Genomic DNA, 16,040 nt, shown 5'->3' on the forward strand with positions numbered 1-16,040 from the left:
AGGCAAACGCAAACAGACCGGTAGATTGCCCGACGTGCCTATGGAGCGAATTGGGGTGGTGGGCTGCGGCCTGATGGGGTCCGGCATCGCCGAAGTAGCTGCTCGCAGCGGTTGCGACGTCAAGATTGTCGAAGTCGACGAGGATGCACTCGCGGCCGGCATGGCGCGCATCGAGAAGAGCCTGAACCGCGCGGTCAACGCCGGCAAGCTCGACGACGCCGGGAGGGAAACAGCGCTCGGCGCCATGTCGTTCGGGCTCGACCTCGACGATCTGGCCGACCGGGAGTTTGTGATCGAGGCGATCGTGGAATCCGAGGCGGCCAAGCTGGATGTGTTCGGGCGGCTGTCGAAAGTGCTCACCGATCCCAACGCCGTGATGGCGTCCAACACCTCTGCCATCCCGATCATGAAGCTGGCGATGGCGACCGACCGGCCCTCGCACGTCATCGGCATGCACTTCTTCAACCCGGTGCCCGTGATGGGGCTTGTCGAAGTCATCTCGTCGCTGCTGACCGCCGAAGAGACTGCCCAGAAGTGCCGGAAGTTCGCTTCGGATCGGCTCGGCAAGCGAGTGGTGGACAGCGGGGACCGGGCCGGCTTCGTGGTGAACGCCCTGCTGATCCCCTACATCCTGTCCGCCATCCGGATGCTCGAATCCGGCTTCGCCTCGACCGAGGACATCGACGCCGGCATGGTCCTGGGCTGCAATCACCCGATGGGCCCGCTGGCCCTGTGCGACCTCATCGGCCTCGACACGACTCAGGCTGTGGCAGAGTCGCTGTACGAGGAGTTCCGCGAGCAGCTCTACGCACCGCCGCCGATGCTCAGCCGCATGTGCGACGCCGGCCTGCTGGGTCGCAAGACCGGCCGGGGCTTCTACACCTACGGTGGCTAGATGTCTCCCGCTGGCATCGATGCCCCGGCGGTGAGCGGCTGGTTCGCCCGCCATGTCCCGCAGGCTGCCCAGCCGCTTCGCTTCGAGCTCATCGCGGGCGGGCATTCGAATCTGACCTACCGGGTGCATTGCGCTGACGGCGATTCGATGGTGCTGCGCCGCCCGCCGCTGGGGCACGTGCTGGCCACAGCGCACGACATGTCCCGTGAGCACAAGATCATTTCGGGAGTGGGGCAGACCGACGTACCGGTGCCTCGTGCGATCGCGCTGTGCACTGATGAGGACGTGAACGGGGCGCCGTTCTACCTCATGAGCTACGAAGAAGGCGCCGTGCTCCATTCGGCGGACGAATCCGAGTTCGTTCTCGATGCCGAGCGCATGTCGTTGAGTCGCCGGGTGGCTGACGTGCTGGCCGAACTGCACGCGATCGAACCCGATGACGTGGGCCTGGGCGACTTGGGGCGCCGGGAGGATTACCTCGGGCGGCAGATGCGACGTTGGACCCGTCAATGGGAGCAGTCCAAGACGCGCGAGCTGCCGATCATGGACGAATTGGCCACCGAGCTGGACGCCCGCAAGCCCGAACAGATCGGCTCGGCCATCGTCCATGGCGACTACCGGCTGGGCAACATGCTGTCGAGCGCCGGGGACATCGTGGCGGTGCTCGACTGGGAGTTGTGCACCCTGGGCGACCCGATGGCCGACGTGGGGTTCCTGATGAACAACTGGGTGGCACCCGACGAGCAGTCGGCTGGCACGTCTGCGCCCACGCAGGCGGGCGGCTTTGCGGCCCGCAGCGACATGCTGGATTGGTACGCCGACGCGTCCGGGCGCGACGTGTCGAAAATCGACTATTACCGCGCGTTCTCGTACTGGCGATTGGCTGCTATATCCGAAGGAGTGCTGAACCGGTACCTGCGCGGCGTGATGGCCGACGCTGAAGAAACCGACACAGACGTGTTCCGCCAAAACGTCGAATTCCTGTCGGCGAGCGCAGCCGAGCGGCTCGCCATCAGGTGACGGCGACGGCTGATCGCTGATGGAACAGGGTCCCGACAGCCGACCCGAATCCGACGACCCGACGCGGGATCCCCAGCCCGATGCTGAGCCGGCAGCCGAGACGCAGGATGGGTCGTCCCGAGGTATGTCGGTGCGAGAGCCGCTGGCGCGGCCGGGATGCCTGCTGGCAGGAATTGCCGGCGCGGTAGGCGCGCTGGCGGGAGCGCTGATCGCGGGACTGATCCTGCTGGTGGCATTGAGCGGCGACGACTCGGATGTCGCCAGGCCGACCGACACAGTCACGGTGGCCGAGACGCAGGCCGGTTCGGCGTCGCCGGCTGCCGCTGACACGTCCGAGATGTCTGAGCCGACCAGCACCACACGGGACGAGACGGCTCCCGAGTCGACCAGTCCTGATTCGGCCGCCGCCGATGACGAGCCGGTGAGCGACAGCGCTCCTGTCTTGGGGGACGATGCCTACCCGTTGCTTGAACCCACTGTCGTCGCTGAGTACTGGGCGCGGCTGCTCACCGGTGAGGAGATCGTGCCAGGCTCGCCGTTGGGAAGCCGCATCGAAGGCATCAACATCAAGGCCGTTCTCGAGGCGGTCCAGGAATCGGTCGTCATCGTGAAGGTCACAACCGATGAGGGCGACGTCACAGGCTCCGGCTTCATCGTGACCCCGCAGGGGCGCATCGTCACCAACGCCCACGTGGTCGAGAACGCGAACAGGGTGGACGTGCGGTTCTTCGGGGGCGAGCTGGTGCCTGCTCGGGTCATGGTCACCGATCCCGCGCGGGATCTCGCGGTGCTTCAAGTCGACCGGGACGGCCTGCCGACGGTGCGGCTCGGCTCCACTGACGGTGTGGAAGTCGGCGACGAGGTGATTGCCATCGGCAATGCCCTCGACATCATCGGCGAGCCGACCGTCACGTCGGGAATCGTGTCGGGCCTCAACCGCTACATCGAATTCGAGGACGGGAAGCGGTTGGTGCGTCTGATCCAGACCGACGCTGCCATCAACCCCGGCAACTCAGGTGGACCGCTCGTCAACGCCGCCGGAGAAGTCATCGGGGTCAATACGGCGATTGCCCGGAGGCTCTCCGCAGGCATCGGACTCGCCGAGGGCATCGGATACGCCATCTCGATCGATCATGCTCGACCGATCATCGACCTGCTGCTCGAGGGCGTGGTGCAGGCCAAGGCCTACCTCGGCGTGCGCATCATCTCGGTCGAGGACTGGATCAACCGGGACGACCCGCCCGATGCCGACGACTCGGAACCGGATGGCGGGATCGGCGATTTGGGTCCGGAGACGGTGGAGCCGGGACCCGACCCCGACGACGAACTCGCCGATATCGAGGTTGCGCCCCAGGTCACGTACGGGGCGCTCGTCGTCGGCATCGACCCTGGCGAAGCTGCCGATCGGGCGGGTATCGAGCCGGGCGAGGTGATCGTCGAGTTCGAAGGCGAGACGATCCGGACGAGCAACGACCTGGTGGTGGAGATCTTGGCGCGGCTGCCGGGGGATCGGGTCGACATGGGCGTGATCGGCCTCGACGGGAAGCTGCGGTCGGTCGAGCTGGAACTGGGTTCCTTCGAGTCAGAGGAGTAGATGCTCCGGCCGGCGTGGGCCGCTGGGTAGCTCAGCGCGTCTCGCACGTGTTCGCGATACTTCGGGCCACGACCAACAAGGGAGCGTCATGACAGATCGAGTCTTCGATACCGGAACCGACGACATCGGGGTCGAGATCGCCGACGGCGTGATGACCATCACGCTGAACCGTCCCGAACGCCGCAATGCGATGTCCACCCCGATGATGGACGGACTGATCGCTGCGATCGCCGACGCCGAGGTGGCCTCCGATGTGGGCGCGCTGGTGCTGACCGGGGCCGGCGGGGCCTTCTGTGCCGGCGGTGACGTGAAGGGCATGGCCGCTGCTGGCGGCGAGGGTGGTGCCAGCCCGCTGCAGTACGACGCCCGGGTGCACAATCAGCGGCGCAGCCAGCGCGACACCTCCGGGAAGCTGTACGAGATGCCCAAGCCGACGATCGCAGCGCTGCCCGGTGCGGCAGCCGGTGCGGGCCTGTCGATGGCACTCTCGTGCGACCTGCGCTACGCCGCCCCCAATGCGGTCATGACGACCGCCTTCGCCCGGGTGGGCTTCAGCGGCGACTACGGCGGCACGTGGTTCATGTCACGCCTCATCGGCTCGGCCAAGGCGCGCGAGCTGTACTTCCTGTCGGACCGGGTCGATATGGACCAAGCGATGTCGTTGGGCTTGGTGAACGGCGTGTTCACCGCCGAGAGCTTGATGGACGAGGTCGGCGCCATCGCTCGGCGGCTGGCCAACGGACCCACGGTGGCCTACCGGTACATGAAGGAGAACCTGAACCGGGCCGTCCACGGCGACATGGGCGAGTGCCTGGACATGGAAGCCGCGCACCATATCCACACCGGTCAGACCGACGACCACAAGGAAGCGGCGCAAGCCTTCGTGGACAAGCGCGAGCCGGTCTTCCACGGCCGGTAACGGTCTCGCCTGCCCGCGCTTCTTCTAAGAACAGTTCGATTTCTGCGAATGGCGGCATGGGCTGAGCCCTACGATTGTGCGGATGCGGAACGAGGTCGACCCGGGTCAGGTCGACCTGACGCGGGTGCGACGCGTTCCACGCGTCGCGACGGCTGCGGCGACCATTGAGCGTCGTGATGGAGCTGATGCCGGCGATCTCCAAGACCGCAATCGCTCGATCTCGCCGCCCCGAACGGCACCAGCTGATGCTCTTGTTCCGCCGGGTCGACCCCGAGCCCGTGAAGCGGTGTCGGGTCGGGCCTGGCGGGCGCTCACCGTGGCGTCGCTGGGCACGGTGCTCGTCGGGTTTAACAGCACGGCAACGAACATCGCGCTGAATGCAATTCAGGAGAGCTACGCCGGTGCCACCGCGGCAGACGTGGGGTGGGGCATCGCCGGCTACATGATCGGTACGGCCGCGTTCTTGCCGCTGGCAGGCCGCCTGGCTGACCGCATCGGGCGCAAGCTGATCTTCCAAACGGGGCTGGTGCTGTTCGCACTGTCGGCTGTCGCATCGGCGCTGGCGCCCACCGTATGGACGCTCAATCTGGCCCGGGTGCTGCAAGCCGTGGGCGGCGCCGCGATCCTGCCGGCCTCCCTCAGCTTGGTGTTGCCGCTGTTTCCTGCGTCACGACGCACTACCGCTGTCGGTCTGTGGTCCGCTGCGGGTCCGCTGGCTGCCGGCATTGCTCCGGGGGTTGCTGCGGTCCTGTTGGGGGTAGCCGGTTGGCGGGTCGTGTACTTCGTGAGTGCTCCCGTCGCTGCGCTGATGTTCCTGGTGGCGTGGCGGATCCTCAAGGAACTGCCGACGCCCGAAATTTCTCACCGGCTCGACGTCACCGGAGCGGCAGCGGGGACGGTGGGGCTTGCCGCGCTGGTCACGGCAATCATGCAGGGCAGCCGCGTCTGGGGTTGGACGTCACCGGTCACGCTCGTCGTGGCGGCCGTTGGGCTGGGCGCGTTCGCCTGGTTCGTCAAGAACTCGCTGCGCCATCCGGAGCCGCTGCTGAATCTGCACCTGCTGCGTCGACGCGGCGTGTGGGTGACGCAGTTGTCCAACTTCTTGGTGGGCGTCTCGTCGCAGGCGATCTGGCTGATCTGGCCGCTGTTCATGTTCAACTTCTGGGACTACTCCGAGAACCAAGTCGGACTCGGCGTCACGGTCGGGCCCATCGTGGCGGGCGCGTCCACGGTGTTCTTCAGCCGGCTGGGCGAACGATGGAGCGCAATAACGCTGTGCCGCACCGGTGCGGCCATACAGATCCTGGCCATCGGGTGGCAGGTGCTTCGGCTGGGCACCGAAGCCGATTATCTCCGTGAGATGGCGCCCACCATTGCGCTGTTCGGGTTGGGCTGGGGTATGTGTGTACCGCTGCTCAACAGCGTGGCGTTGGCCTGGGTGGACGAGTCGTACTTCGGCGAGATCAGCGGACTGTTCAACACGCTGCGGTATGCGGCTTCGGCGATCGGCATAGCGGGCCTGTTCGCGCTGCTGAAGGATGCATCCGGCGAGGGCGCGCTGGTCTATTACCAGCATGTGCTGGCGTTCTTCCTGGTGTTTGCGATTGCGGCATTCCTGTCGCTGTGGATTCCCATCGGACGACCGGACCGCACGCACAGCTAACGATCAGAAAATGCGAATGGTGCCCTGCAATCGTGTATGGCACGCTGATCACCAGTGTCGTTGGACCAGATGCTCCGGCTGTTTGCGGTGGCCGCACTCGTCTGTAATGCGGCGACCATTGTCGTGCTCGTTCGCCGGGTGCGCGGGCGGCAGCTGAGCGCCCGTTCCGTCACGGGAATCGCTGCGGCGCTGGCGGTTGCGGCGACGCTCGGTTCGCTGTATCTGTCGGAGATTGCGCACCTCGAGCCGTGCCGCTGGTGCTGGTTCCAGCGCATTGCCATGTACCCGCTGGCGCTGGTGCTGGTGATCGGTTTGCTTGTCCGCGATCGGGGTGTGTACCGCTACGGGCTGCCGATGTGCGTGGTCGGCGCCGCGATGTCGACCTGGCACTACTTGCTGCAGCACTTCCCGGGTCTTGAGGGCGCCACGACGTGCAGCCTGACCAGTCCGTGCACCGTGCGGTACGCGTGGGAGTTCGGCTTCGTGTCGATCCCCTATATGGCCGGCAGCGTGTTCATCCTGGTTGGGGTGCTGTTGAACCTGTCTCGTCAGCGATCCTGACCATTCTTCGCTCCTGACTATGAGACAGCGCGATTGGCTCCTACGGTGTTGACATGATCAAGAGTGAGACCGAGCGATGAGGCAGTTGCTGAACAGGTTTATTCCCCGGACCACAGGCGGCTGCTGGGCTGCTGCTGCCGGCACTGCGGTGTTAGCCGCGCTGGCCTTCTACCTGGCCTTCTTCGTGTTTGGCTTCCACCTGATCTTCGTAGACGAGGTGGTGGACGAAGAGGCCCCCGAGTTCGCCGGGGGCGATGCCGACATCGACGAGTTGATCAGCGAGGCGCGGGGCGACGACACTGACGCAGCCGCCGCTGACGACGAGCGCGCCGCGGTCGACCAGCGGATCGCCGAGCTGGAATCAGAGATCGTCAGCGTGCGTGATGCCGCGATGGCGCAGGACACCGAAGAGGCCATGGAGGCCATGTACGAGCAGGTGGATGCGCTGCAGGCCGAGCTAGCGGAGTTGGAGGCCGAGCGTGAGCGGCTGATGACCCCGACTGAAGTCGAGCAGGCTGCCGAAGCCGAGAAGCAGGTCACCGAGCACTCGATGTCGGTAGCCGAGCACATGCTTGATGAACCCGAAATGGCCGAAATGGCCGATGACGGCGGCGTGCGGGTGACCTCAGTGGGCACGTTCGGAGCCCGGTCGCATCCCGCCTCCGGCGTTGCGGTGGTGATCACCGACGGCACCCAGACGTTCCTGCGCTTCGACGACGACTTCGCCACCGACAACGGTCCCGATCTCAACGTGTACCTGACAGCAGCGGGCCCCGACGCCTCGGTCGGCGATCTCGCAGCCGATTTCGTCGACCTGGGCGACCTCAAGGGCAACATCGGCGCACAGAACTACGAGATCCCCGCCGATGTAGACCTCGACCGCTACAGCACTGTGGCCATCTGGTGCGTCCGCTTCAGCGTCGTGTTCGGCACGGCCGAATTGGAGCCGATGGGCTGAGTCGAGCGGGCGCGATGGCGCCCGTGTTCAGGCTGAGTTGCCGGCTGTCGGAATGGCTTGGATGTCCTGGATCACATCGGGCGGCAGATCGGCGCCGATGTCCATGGCGACGCTGGCGTTGACCTCGTCGACAAGTCCGTCGAAATGCTCCGCAATGGCGCCGGCGATCTCGTCGTGGCGGCCGACGGCGGCGAACAGCCGCACGACGTCGTCGTCGATGCAGCCGGCCATTTCGCCCCAGCCGTCGTTGCGTGAGAGATGGTTGAGCTTCTCGCCGAGCTCGCTCAGGTCGTGCTGTTCGAGCACTGGCCAGTACGCCCGGGTGCTGCCGTAGAAGCCGATCCGGTAGCGGACCCACTCGACCATGCGTTCGACGGTCTCGTCGTCGGGCCCGGTGCAGATGAACCCGCCGCCGGTCACCCAGAAGTTGCTGCGGCTGCTCCCGGCCCGATCGAGCCCGGTCTGCAGCTGCGGCATGACATGTTCCCGCAGGTAGTCGGGCGTGCAGAAACCGTGCAGGCGGACCCCGTCACAGTGCTGCCCGGCCACCCGCAGCATGGCCGGCCCGACCGCAGCGATCATGATCGGCGGCGCCGGGCCGTCAAGCGGCTCGGGCGTGAAGTTCGGCGTCATGAGCGAGAAGCGGTAGTGCTCGCCCTCGTAGCTGAGCCGTTCGCCCGTGGCCCACGTGTGCCAGATGGCTCGCAGCGCCTGCACGTACTCGGCCATCCGTGGAGCCGGCGCCGACCACGGCACGCTGAACCGCCGCTCGTTGTGCCCCTTGACCTGGCTGCCGATGCCCAGCACGAACCGCCCATTCGAAGCCGCCTGGAGGTCCCATGCGGTCGACGCCGTCACCATCGGACTGCGCGGGAAGCTGATGGCCACGCTGGTCGACAGCCGCACCCGCTCGCTGTGCACCGCAGCGATGCCAAGCGGGATGAACGGCTCGTGCCGATTCTCCATGGTGACAACGCAGTCGTAACCGTCGGCCTCGATCCGCCGCACCTCGTCTGGCACATCTCGCAGGTTGTGCTGAGGCAATGTCGCGCTGACGTCCATGGTGCACTCCCGTCTTCCAGCGAGCCGAGTCGCCAAGCCATATTGCTGCATCCGCCCGGCGGCCGCTGTCGGCGCCGCAACTCCACGCCGAGCCCACGTTGATGTGGCCGCCCAGTACGGGCTGTCGCGGTCGTGGGTGACCAGGCTGGTGATGCCGGCTTATAGGGCCCAAGCAGACCGCGGGGACGATCCGCCCGCTACGACGGGACCTGCTGTGGCACTGTCAGGGTGAGATCGTGCGAGAGCGCCAATCCCGCTGCGGTGCACACCTGAGTCTGGGAACGGGCTTGCCCGTCGCTCGACGTGGCGCACTCGGTTGCAGCCCGCAGCAACAGCGTGACATCGCCAGTGCCGCTCGGCTTGACGTGGATCTCCCACAGGTCATTGCGCCCATCGACGCGCTTGAACTTGAGGGCACTGCCGTTGGTCACTTCCAGCAAGTCGTCACGCAGCCTGCGGTAGCTGACAGCGATCGGCTCGCTGAACTGCGCACGCACGGTGAACTCGCGGCTGCCATCGTGCGCGTGAGGAACCGTCGACGCGACGAACTCCGCAGTCAGCGCCGGGTCGTCGTTGCCGTCATCGCCGCCGTTGTCGTTGCCGCTGCCATCGTGCGACGGCGGGACCGTCGACGCGACGGGCTCCGCAGTCAGCTCTGGCATGTTGTAGGCGTAGATGCGGCCATCTGAGTTGTCGGCTACCCACATAATGCTGCCGTTGGACCAGATCCCCTTGGGACTGTCATTGCCCGCTGCAAGCAACCCGTCGAGGTCCAAGTCGGCCTTGCGGTCGCCCGTGTGCAGGCCGTAGGCGTAGATCTTGGCATCGTGGTCGTCGCTCACCCACATGACCGTGCCGTCGGACCACAGAGCAGCAGCCCGGCCGTTGCCAGCCGAGCCCAGCCCGGTGATGTCCTGGCTGTACCTCCGAGCGCCGGTATGCAGGTCGTACGCGTAGATCATGTCGTCGCTGTGGTCGGCCACCCACATCGTCACCCCGTCGGACCACAGGCCCTTGGGGTGGTTGTTGTGCGCACTGTCCAGTGAGTCGATGTCGCGGCCCGCCACACGGGCGCCCGTGTGCAGGTCATAGGCGTAGATCTGGTCGTCGTTGTCGTCGCTCACCCACATGATCGCGCCGTCGGACCACACGCCGTTCGCGTGGTGATTGCCCGCCGAGCCCGGCGCGCTGATGTCCTTGGAGGCGTCGCGGGTCATGTCGGCCAGGCTGTAGGCGTAGACGTAACCGTCCAGGTTGGTGACCCACATCGTCACACCGTCAGACCAGATCGCCCGGGCAGTTGAGTTGCCTGAGGCAAGCAACTTGTAGTCCGGCAGCACACCCCACTCGGACGTCGCCGGGTCGACAGTGACCGTGTTGGTCTCGTCGCCGTTGCCGCCGTCGTCGCCACCGCTGCCGCCGCCGTCGTCGTCATCATCGCCGTCATCGCCGGCGGGCGTGTCATCCGCCTCAGCGACGGTGAACTCGTAGCGGTACAGCGCCCCGGGCTCGAACTCGTCTGTCAAGATGAATACGGCGCTTCCCGGTTTGCAGGCCACGATCCACAGCGACTGGTCGATCGCGCGACGCCATCCGGAGGTGTCGTCTTGTTGCGCCGCGCACGCCTGGGCAGGATCGACCGACGGCGGCTCGGTGGCGCTGTAGGGCTGCGCGTGCGATGCGAACTGGCCCGGCTGGGCGGCGTTGATATAGACGTAGGCGTGCCCGAACATCGACAGCAGAACATCGCTGCGAACGATTATCCGCTGCCACTCGCCGTGCACGCGCATGTCCAACGAGCGCGGATCGGGATCGAGCCATGCGTCGGGCTTAGGCCGGGGAGGCGGGCCTGGCGTCACCCCTGCTACCAGGTACCTCGAGACCACGAACGTGGTACTGCTGGACGCAAGCTGAACTTCGGGATCTGACGGCGTGGCGCCTCGGCGGACCAGATTGATCTTGAGCACATAGGGTCCGCCCACCGGGCACTGCGCACTGATCGTGGCCGAGACAACGAAGTCGCCGTTGTGGGCCGTGTACTGAGTGTCTGCGCCGATGCCGCTGCCCTCGCATTCGTCCTTGTCGGTGCCGTAGCGCTGTACGTCGGCCCGGAACGTGACCGGACTGTCGGCCTCAAGATTGCTGACCGACACCGTCACGTCGATGGCGGTGTTCGCTGGCACGGCACGGCCCGGTGACAGTTCCACCGACACCGTCGCCGCGGATTGTGCGTTCGACACACTGGGGACGCCAAGCCACAGCGCGAGCAGCGCTGCCAAGAAGACCGCCACAGCGGCTGTTCCTCGAGCTGACCAGCCCTTGATGCGGCGGGTGTCGCGTAGGCGGGATGTTGGATTCATGCCGCCGGTTGGCGTTGGTGTCGGGTTTCGATCTCGATGGGCGTCACCATGCCAAGCGACGTGTGCCGCGGCTGTCGGTTGTGCCTTATTTCGACGTATTTGAGGATTTCATGCGTCAGATCAACGCATTTGTGCCAGCGCTTGGGGTCCAGGCTGATGCTGCGGGATCTTGCGTAGCTACTCTCGATCGTCCATCAGGATTTCCTCTCGCGAGAAACCCTGACTCTCAACAACCTCCATCAGTTTCAGATCTGCGCCCTCGGCAGGACTCGAACCTGCGACGCACGGTTTAGGAAACCGACGCTCTATCCCCTGAGCTACGAGGGCGGGGTGTGTGCGGAATGTACTGCTGAGTCCAGTGCGATTTGACCTGCGGAATCAAGTGTGCCGGTCCGGACCGTGCCTTGACGTCCCGTGCCGTGCGGTGACGGGGCGTGCCGTCGCCGCGGTGCGTCGGTGGTGCTCTCGTCGCTGCGGCTTTCCCGGTTTCGTCCTGGGTTCGTGTCGGGTTCGTCCCGGTGGCTCAAGCCATCGCTCCGCTGCCGACCCAGGTGTCCGATCGCTATAGGCTGGATTGCATGGTCCCGAGGGACATCATCGGCGGGGTGGCGGCTCGTCGTCACCGGATCGAGCGCCGCCAGGTGCTTTCCGCTCGACCTGCCGATGCAGCCGCCGGCCTGTCCATGCGCTCCCGGATCCGATGGTTCGAACGGGGCCATGTGAGGGGCTTCAGCGGAAGTGCTGAGCGACGCGGCTCGAAGGCTGCCAAGGCGAAGGCCGAATTCGAGTACCACCGAGACACCTTCTTCGTCCCGGGCTTCTGAGACCGACGTCGGCCCGCCCGCCCCTCATGAGTCCTAGGGGGCTCGGGCTTGTGCGGCGCCTCGTTGGGGAGCGGGCTTGGGCTCTGATTCTTGGGTTGTAGCCCAGCTGCCGTCGGGTTGGGGGCTCATCCGGTAGCCGTGCTGGTGGAGGTGGTGATGGTGCCGGTGGCACAGCAGCACCAGGTTGTCCAAGTTGGTGGGGCCTCCGGCTACCCAGTGCTCGACGTGGTGCGCGTCGCAGCGTGACGGCGGCTCCCCGCAACCGGGCCACCGGCAGTGGCGGTCGCGTGCGATGAGCAGTCTCCGCAGTCGCAGCGGCACGGTGCGGCGGGCTCGTCCGACGTCGGCGGACCCACCCGGGCCTCCGAGGATCATGGGGATGATCTCCGAATCGCAGGCCAGTAGCCGGCGATGGCCGCTTCGTCAGCGTGCCGGACACCGAAACCAGCGCCGCCAGGAGATCCCCGGAGATCACCCGGAACCACCGCCGGCGCTCACGAGGTCGATGATCCCGATCGAGGGGCGGACGCCGAGTCGGAGCTGGGGGGCGTTGCCGCGCTCGCGGCCCACGCCGGTCGACACATAGATCGGCGTCCCGTCCAGCTCATGCAGCCCGCCTGCGGCGACATGCCTGGGCACGTTCGTCAGCGTCAGCGGCGGGCCGAAGATCGGCAGCGAGACCTGCCCTCCGTGGGTGTGGCCGGCAACCACGAGATCGACAGGCGTCGCTCCCACCAGCTCGATGGCGTCGGGCTTGTGCCCGAGGAGGATCCGCAGCCCGGCCCGCACCCCTGCTTGCCCGTCGCCGGCGAGCCGCCCCGCCATCCGCTGAGCCGCCGCGTCGTCGCCGAACAGCGTCGTGCCGCCGATGCTCACCGAGACGTCCTTGAGCTCGAACGTGTCGATCTCGTTGTCGAGCACCCTCGCGCCGGTGCCGGCGGTGATCCGGCGCAGACCCGCCACGGTGTCGGTGTTGCCGCTCACCAGGTACACCAGCGGCACCTCGTCGACAATCCGCTCGATCAGCTGCGTGAATTGCGGTGCTCGCTCGTCCAGCAGGTCGGCATCGAACTGGTACAGGTCGCCGGGCAGCACCACGACGTCGGGCCCCAAGCCCAACAGACGCTCGACAGCATCGCGCTCGTAGTCGCCGACGCCCGTGGTCTGCAGGTCTGCCAGCACGCCGATCCGGATCGGCTCGTCGACGCCCTCGACCGCAAGCTCCACGGCGTCCACCCTCAGCCAGAACGGCTCCACATAGGTCGCATACACCCCGACCGGGACGGCGGCCAAGGCGATAACGCAGACGGCGGTCACCACCCGTGAGCGCGGCCGGGCCCACAGCAGCACGATGCCGCCCGCCAGCGGCACCCCGACGGTCCCCACGACATAGGCGACATGGATCAGCGTGAACCCGTCCACACCGGTGATTGCCAGCGCCCCGACGCCGAACACCACCGTGCCCACGAATCCCACGCCCGCAGCGCGCCAGAGAACCCGCCCGCTGCGCAGGCCGCCACGCAGCCACCGCACCGAGACGATCCCCGAGACGGCCCCCACCAGCACAGCGACCGCAACGCAGTAGTAGTTCAAAAGCACCGGCTGCACGACCCCGAATCAGGAGAGTGTCACAGATGCGTCGCACCGACCAGCCGGAGCCGGGGGACGAGGTGAACGAAGTTCTGAGCAACATTCCGGTTGTGGGAAGTCGCGTGCGGAGCTGCGCTGTGCAAGTCATGTCACGGGTCGCTTGGGTGCGATTCTTTCCGTGGAAGGTTTATTTGGAAAGGATGTGCTCGCATCGTTATCGAATCGCCAGCATTCGGAAAGATTGTCCAGCTATCCTTTCCAAATGAGCTTGTTCGAGGACGGCGGTGCGGGCACGGTCGTTGTCGGTGATTGGAACGGGACCCAGGTTCGAGCGTGGAAGCCAGCGAGGCTCAGCGACCGCGACCTCAGCTTGGACGCAAGAGAAGTCCGCGCCACCGAGCAGGCAGCAGCGGCGGTACGGGCCGCCGACCGGTCGGTGCCGAATGCATGGGAGGCGCTGTCGCGGCTGCTGCTGCGGCACGAGGGCATCGCGTCGTCGGGGATCGAGGGACTGCGAGAACCGCTGGTGTCTGTGCTGATAGCCGAACGCACCGGCGCGGGCGGTGCCGCCGGATGGGTGGCCGACAACCTCGCGGTCATCGACGCTGCTCTCGCCAGCGCACATGAGCCGCTCAGCGTGGAGGTGCTGCACGGCTGGCACGCCCGCCTCATGCGCAACAGCAACCTGGACCCCGAGCTGATCGGGGCGTTCCGTCCCCGGGTCGGCTGGGTCGGCGGCAGCTCGCCGCTCACGGCCACCTATGTCCCACCACCGCCCAGCGAGATCGCCGACCTGATCGACGATCTCATCGGCTTCGCGAACGACCGAACCGACCTGGACCCGATCTCGCACGCGGCGATCCTGCACGCCCAGTTCGAGGCGATCCATCCCTACGGCGACGGCAACGGCCGACTCGGCCGGATACTCGTCACCCGGGCCCTGCGGCGAGTCGGCCTGACCCGCCATTCGACGGTGCCGATCAGCGTCGCGATCGCACGAGACACCGGCGGCTACCTGTCGGGACTGCACCTGTTCGAACAAGGCCACACCGGCCCGTGGATCGCCTGGTTCGCCGGCGTCGCGCAACACGCCGCAGCAATCACCGATCAGCTCGCCGACCGCACACGCCACATCATCGACACCTGGCAGGACACGCTGAGCGGACTGCGCGCCGACAGCGCAGCACGAGCGCTGGCGCCGCTGCTGGTCGCCCACCCCCTCCAGAGCGCCCCCGACACCGCCGCCCTGCTGCATATCAGCAGACCCGCCGCGAGAACCGCGCTGCGAACGCTCGCCGATCGCGGCATCCTCACCGCCGTCGAAGCCCCCACACCCGGCGTAGGCCGCAACCGCGACTGGTACGCCGCCCACGACCTCATCGACACCTGGACCCACTGACCGAACGCCACGGCATCCTCGCCGAAGTTGGCAAGATGGTTGAACCATGAAGTCTGACGCGGGCACCTTGGGGCATCGTGTCGATGTCGTGCGATCCGGCGAGTGGTGGGCGATAACGGTTCCGTCGCTGCGGGGCGTCTTTTCGCAAGCGAGACACCTCGACGAAGTGCCGGCGGCCGCTCGTGAGGCGATCGCCATGATGCTCGACGTCGATCCCGCCGACGTGGGCCTGATCGACGTGCTTATGCAGGAGCAGGGCGGGTCCGAGTCGCTGGCCTAGACGGCGAGATGCACCACATCCCCATGGCTATGGTGACGGTCAACGGGAGGCGCGGAGCCCACCGCTTGCGCAGGGGAACCTGAGCACTCGGCCCTGGGCCGACTTCAGGCGGACCGGCCTCCCGTACTGCGCCCCACGCCGCGGCACTTCGAACGTATTGGTGCTGGCCAGGATCGCCCCGACGAACCTCGACATCAGCTCGAGTTGGCGAGCTAAGCAGCCGACCTACGGATCGCCGAGATAATCGCTGGCCTCGCGTCGGAGGCGGCGCGAGGCTGCGCCCGCCACCGCCGGGTACCTGTCTCGGTCGGCAGCACGGAGCGAAGCATGCCGACAGTGCGCGATGCGATACGTCTCGTTGAACGTGACGGTTGGACCCATGCGCGAACACGAGGCAGCCACCGCCACTTTCGACATCCCGACAAACCTGGCACGGTCACGATCCCCGGCAAACTGAGCGACAATGTAGGCCCGAGGCTCTGGGCGAGCATCATGACCCAAGCGGGTCTGAGGAGGCGAAGCCGATGAAGTTGACCTACGTGGTCACGCTCGAGGAGCTGCCGCACAACTTCAGCGCCTGCGTGCCCGATGTCCCAGGCTGCGTCAGCACCGGAAAGACGCGGGAGGAGGCGCTGGAGATGATCCAGGAGGCGCTCGCATTCCACATCGAAGCGATGATGTCGGATGGCGAACTGCCCCCGCCTCCGACCACCGGCATCGACGATGCCGTTGCGCACCACAGTGGGCCCGTTTCTGATGACGTGCTCAGCTCCTACGCCGAGTTCGGTGGTGGTGGCGAAACCGTTGAGACTCGATTCGAGACGGTCGAAATCGAGATCCCGACTCCTCAAGCGGTGCTCGCTGGCTGACGCCGACCTGGCCCCTCGGCCGAGTGCTGCGTGCGGCGGTGAGCAC

Annotated in this window: 16 protein-coding genes and 1 tRNA gene; 12 read left to right on the plus strand and 5 right to left on the minus strand. The window is 66.5% G+C overall.

Annotated elements, in window-relative coordinates:
* The first annotated feature begins 40 nt into the window (after positions 1-40).
* The 7 genes from ACOQPH_RS17480 to ACOQPH_RS17510 all read left to right on the plus strand — a co-directional run bounded on the left by ACOQPH_RS17480 (position 41) and on the right by ACOQPH_RS17510 (position 7,610).
* A complete protein-coding gene (locus tag ACOQPH_RS17480; protein WP_420624383.1) occupies positions 41-895 on the plus strand; it encodes a 3-hydroxybutyryl-CoA dehydrogenase in 855 nt (284 codons plus the stop codon).
* Positions 896-1,915 (plus strand): phosphotransferase family protein, encoded by a 1,020-nt coding sequence (locus tag ACOQPH_RS17485; protein ID WP_420622585.1) that lies wholly within the window; start codon positions 896-898, stop codon positions 1,913-1,915.
* 19 nt (positions 1,916-1,934) lie between these two features.
* Entirely contained in the window at positions 1,935-3,509 is a 1,575-nt protein-coding gene (locus ACOQPH_RS17490; protein WP_420622586.1) for a S1C family serine protease, read from the plus strand.
* Positions 3,510-3,597: 88 nt separating this feature from the next.
* Positions 3,598-4,428, plus strand: coding sequence for an enoyl-CoA hydratase-related protein (locus ACOQPH_RS17495; RefSeq protein ID WP_420622587.1), 831 nt, complete (start codon positions 3,598-3,600; stop codon positions 4,426-4,428).
* 82 nt (positions 4,429-4,510) lie between these two features.
* Entirely contained in the window at positions 4,511-6,091 is a 1,581-nt protein-coding gene (locus tag ACOQPH_RS17500; RefSeq protein WP_420622588.1) for an MFS transporter, read from the plus strand.
* Positions 6,092-6,145: 54 nt separating this feature from the next.
* The gene (locus ACOQPH_RS17505; RefSeq protein WP_420622589.1) at positions 6,146-6,652 is read left to right on the plus strand and encodes a disulfide bond formation protein B; all 507 of its coding nucleotides are present in this window, start codon (positions 6,146-6,148) and stop codon (positions 6,650-6,652) included.
* A gap of 76 nt (positions 6,653-6,728) precedes the next feature.
* Positions 6,729-7,610, plus strand: a complete 882-nt coding sequence (locus ACOQPH_RS17510; RefSeq protein WP_420622590.1) for a DM13 domain-containing protein — start codon at positions 6,729-6,731, stop codon at positions 7,608-7,610.
* 27 nt (positions 7,611-7,637) lie between these two features.
* On the opposite strand, the gene ACOQPH_RS17515 is transcribed toward ACOQPH_RS17510, so the two are convergent.
* From ACOQPH_RS17515 to ACOQPH_RS17525, 3 genes are all read right to left on the minus strand, one after another.
* Positions 7,638-8,672, minus strand: coding sequence for a TIGR03617 family F420-dependent LLM class oxidoreductase (locus ACOQPH_RS17515; protein ID WP_420622591.1), 1,035 nt, complete (start codon positions 8,670-8,672; stop codon positions 7,638-7,640).
* A 197-nt stretch (positions 8,673-8,869) separates the two neighbouring features.
* The gene (locus tag ACOQPH_RS17520; RefSeq protein WP_420622592.1) at positions 8,870-11,032 is read right to left on the minus strand and encodes a YncE family protein; all 2,163 of its coding nucleotides are present in this window, start codon (positions 11,030-11,032) and stop codon (positions 8,870-8,872) included.
* Positions 11,033-11,286: 254 nt separating this feature from the next.
* Positions 11,287-11,359: transfer RNA gene (locus ACOQPH_RS17525), tRNA-Arg, on the minus strand.
* Between the two features lie 251 nt (positions 11,360-11,610).
* Between ACOQPH_RS17525 and ACOQPH_RS17530 the strand changes: the two genes are divergently transcribed.
* A complete protein-coding gene (locus ACOQPH_RS17530) occupies positions 11,611-11,856 on the plus strand; it encodes a hypothetical protein (RefSeq protein ID WP_420622593.1) in 246 nt (81 codons plus the stop codon).
* A gap of 33 nt (positions 11,857-11,889) precedes the next feature.
* On the opposite strand, the gene ACOQPH_RS17535 is transcribed toward ACOQPH_RS17530, so the two are convergent.
* Together ACOQPH_RS17535 and ACOQPH_RS17540 are read right to left on the minus strand one after the other, a co-directional pair.
* A complete protein-coding gene (locus tag ACOQPH_RS17535; RefSeq protein ID WP_420622594.1) occupies positions 11,890-12,231 on the minus strand; it encodes an HNH endonuclease in 342 nt (113 codons plus the stop codon).
* 96 nt (positions 12,232-12,327) lie between these two features.
* Positions 12,328-13,464, minus strand: coding sequence for a metallophosphoesterase (locus ACOQPH_RS17540; RefSeq protein ID WP_420622595.1), 1,137 nt, complete (start codon positions 13,462-13,464; stop codon positions 12,328-12,330).
* Between the two features lie 244 nt (positions 13,465-13,708).
* On the opposite strand from ACOQPH_RS17540, the gene ACOQPH_RS17545 reads away from it, so the two are divergent.
* From ACOQPH_RS17545 to ACOQPH_RS17560, 4 genes are all read left to right on the plus strand, one after another.
* A complete protein-coding gene (locus tag ACOQPH_RS17545; protein WP_420622596.1) occupies positions 13,709-14,845 on the plus strand; it encodes a Fic family protein in 1,137 nt (378 codons plus the stop codon).
* Between the two features lie 46 nt (positions 14,846-14,891).
* Positions 14,892-15,125 carry a type II toxin-antitoxin system HicB family antitoxin gene (locus ACOQPH_RS17550; protein ID WP_420622597.1) on the plus strand — a complete coding sequence of 78 codons (234 nt, stop codon included), beginning with the start codon at positions 14,892-14,894 and terminating at the stop codon, positions 15,123-15,125.
* Between the two features lie 327 nt (positions 15,126-15,452).
* A complete protein-coding gene (locus tag ACOQPH_RS17555) occupies positions 15,453-15,653 on the plus strand; it encodes a type II toxin-antitoxin system HicA family toxin (protein ID WP_419551720.1) in 201 nt (66 codons plus the stop codon).
* Positions 15,650-15,994, plus strand: a complete 345-nt coding sequence (locus ACOQPH_RS17560) for a type II toxin-antitoxin system HicB family antitoxin (RefSeq protein WP_420622598.1) — start codon at positions 15,650-15,652, stop codon at positions 15,992-15,994. The genes ACOQPH_RS17555 and ACOQPH_RS17560 overlap by 4 nt, the downstream gene beginning before the upstream one ends.
* Positions 15,995-16,040: the final 46 nt, after the last annotated feature.

The organism is Candidatus Poriferisodalis sp. (assembly GCF_965221945.1).
Taxonomy (GTDB): Bacteria; Actinomycetota; Acidimicrobiia; order Acidimicrobiales; family Poriferisodalaceae; genus Poriferisodalis.

What these genes read in the sequence shown, in the direction of transcription:
- ACOQPH_RS17510 (WP_420622590.1), top strand. Translation starts at nt 6,729, where the DNA reads ATGAGGCAGTTGCTGAACAGGTTTATTCCCCGGACCACAGGCGGCTGC.
- ACOQPH_RS17515 (WP_420622591.1), bottom strand. Translation starts at nt 8,672, where the DNA reads ATGGACGTCAGCGCGACATTGCCTCAGCACAACCTGCGAGATGTGCCA.
- ACOQPH_RS17550 (WP_420622597.1), top strand. Translation starts at nt 14,892, where the DNA reads ATGAAGTCTGACGCGGGCACCTTGGGGCATCGTGTCGATGTCGTGCGA.
- ACOQPH_RS17500 (WP_420622588.1), top strand. Translation starts at nt 4,511, where the DNA reads ATGCGGAACGAGGTCGACCCGGGTCAGGTCGACCTGACGCGGGTGCGA.
- ACOQPH_RS17480 (WP_420624383.1), top strand. Translation starts at nt 41, where the DNA reads ATGGAGCGAATTGGGGTGGTGGGCTGCGGCCTGATGGGGTCCGGCATC.
- ACOQPH_RS17555 (WP_419551720.1), top strand. Translation starts at nt 15,453, where the DNA reads ATGCCGACAGTGCGCGATGCGATACGTCTCGTTGAACGTGACGGTTGG.
- ACOQPH_RS17520 (WP_420622592.1), bottom strand. Translation starts at nt 11,032, where the DNA reads ATGAATCCAACATCCCGCCTACGCGACACCCGCCGCATCAAGGGCTGG.
- ACOQPH_RS17545 (WP_420622596.1), top strand. Translation starts at nt 13,709, where the DNA reads ATGAGCTTGTTCGAGGACGGCGGTGCGGGCACGGTCGTTGTCGGTGAT.
- ACOQPH_RS17490 (WP_420622586.1), top strand. Translation starts at nt 1,935, where the DNA reads ATGGAACAGGGTCCCGACAGCCGACCCGAATCCGACGACCCGACGCGG.
- ACOQPH_RS17485 (WP_420622585.1), top strand. Translation starts at nt 896, where the DNA reads ATGTCTCCCGCTGGCATCGATGCCCCGGCGGTGAGCGGCTGGTTCGCC.
- ACOQPH_RS17495 (WP_420622587.1), top strand. Translation starts at nt 3,598, where the DNA reads ATGACAGATCGAGTCTTCGATACCGGAACCGACGACATCGGGGTCGAG.
- ACOQPH_RS17530 (WP_420622593.1), top strand. Translation starts at nt 11,611, where the DNA reads ATGGTCCCGAGGGACATCATCGGCGGGGTGGCGGCTCGTCGTCACCGG.
- ACOQPH_RS17560 (WP_420622598.1), top strand. Translation starts at nt 15,650, where the DNA reads ATGAAGTTGACCTACGTGGTCACGCTCGAGGAGCTGCCGCACAACTTC.
- ACOQPH_RS17535 (WP_420622594.1), bottom strand. Translation starts at nt 12,231, where the DNA reads ATGATCCTCGGAGGCCCGGGTGGGTCCGCCGACGTCGGACGAGCCCGC.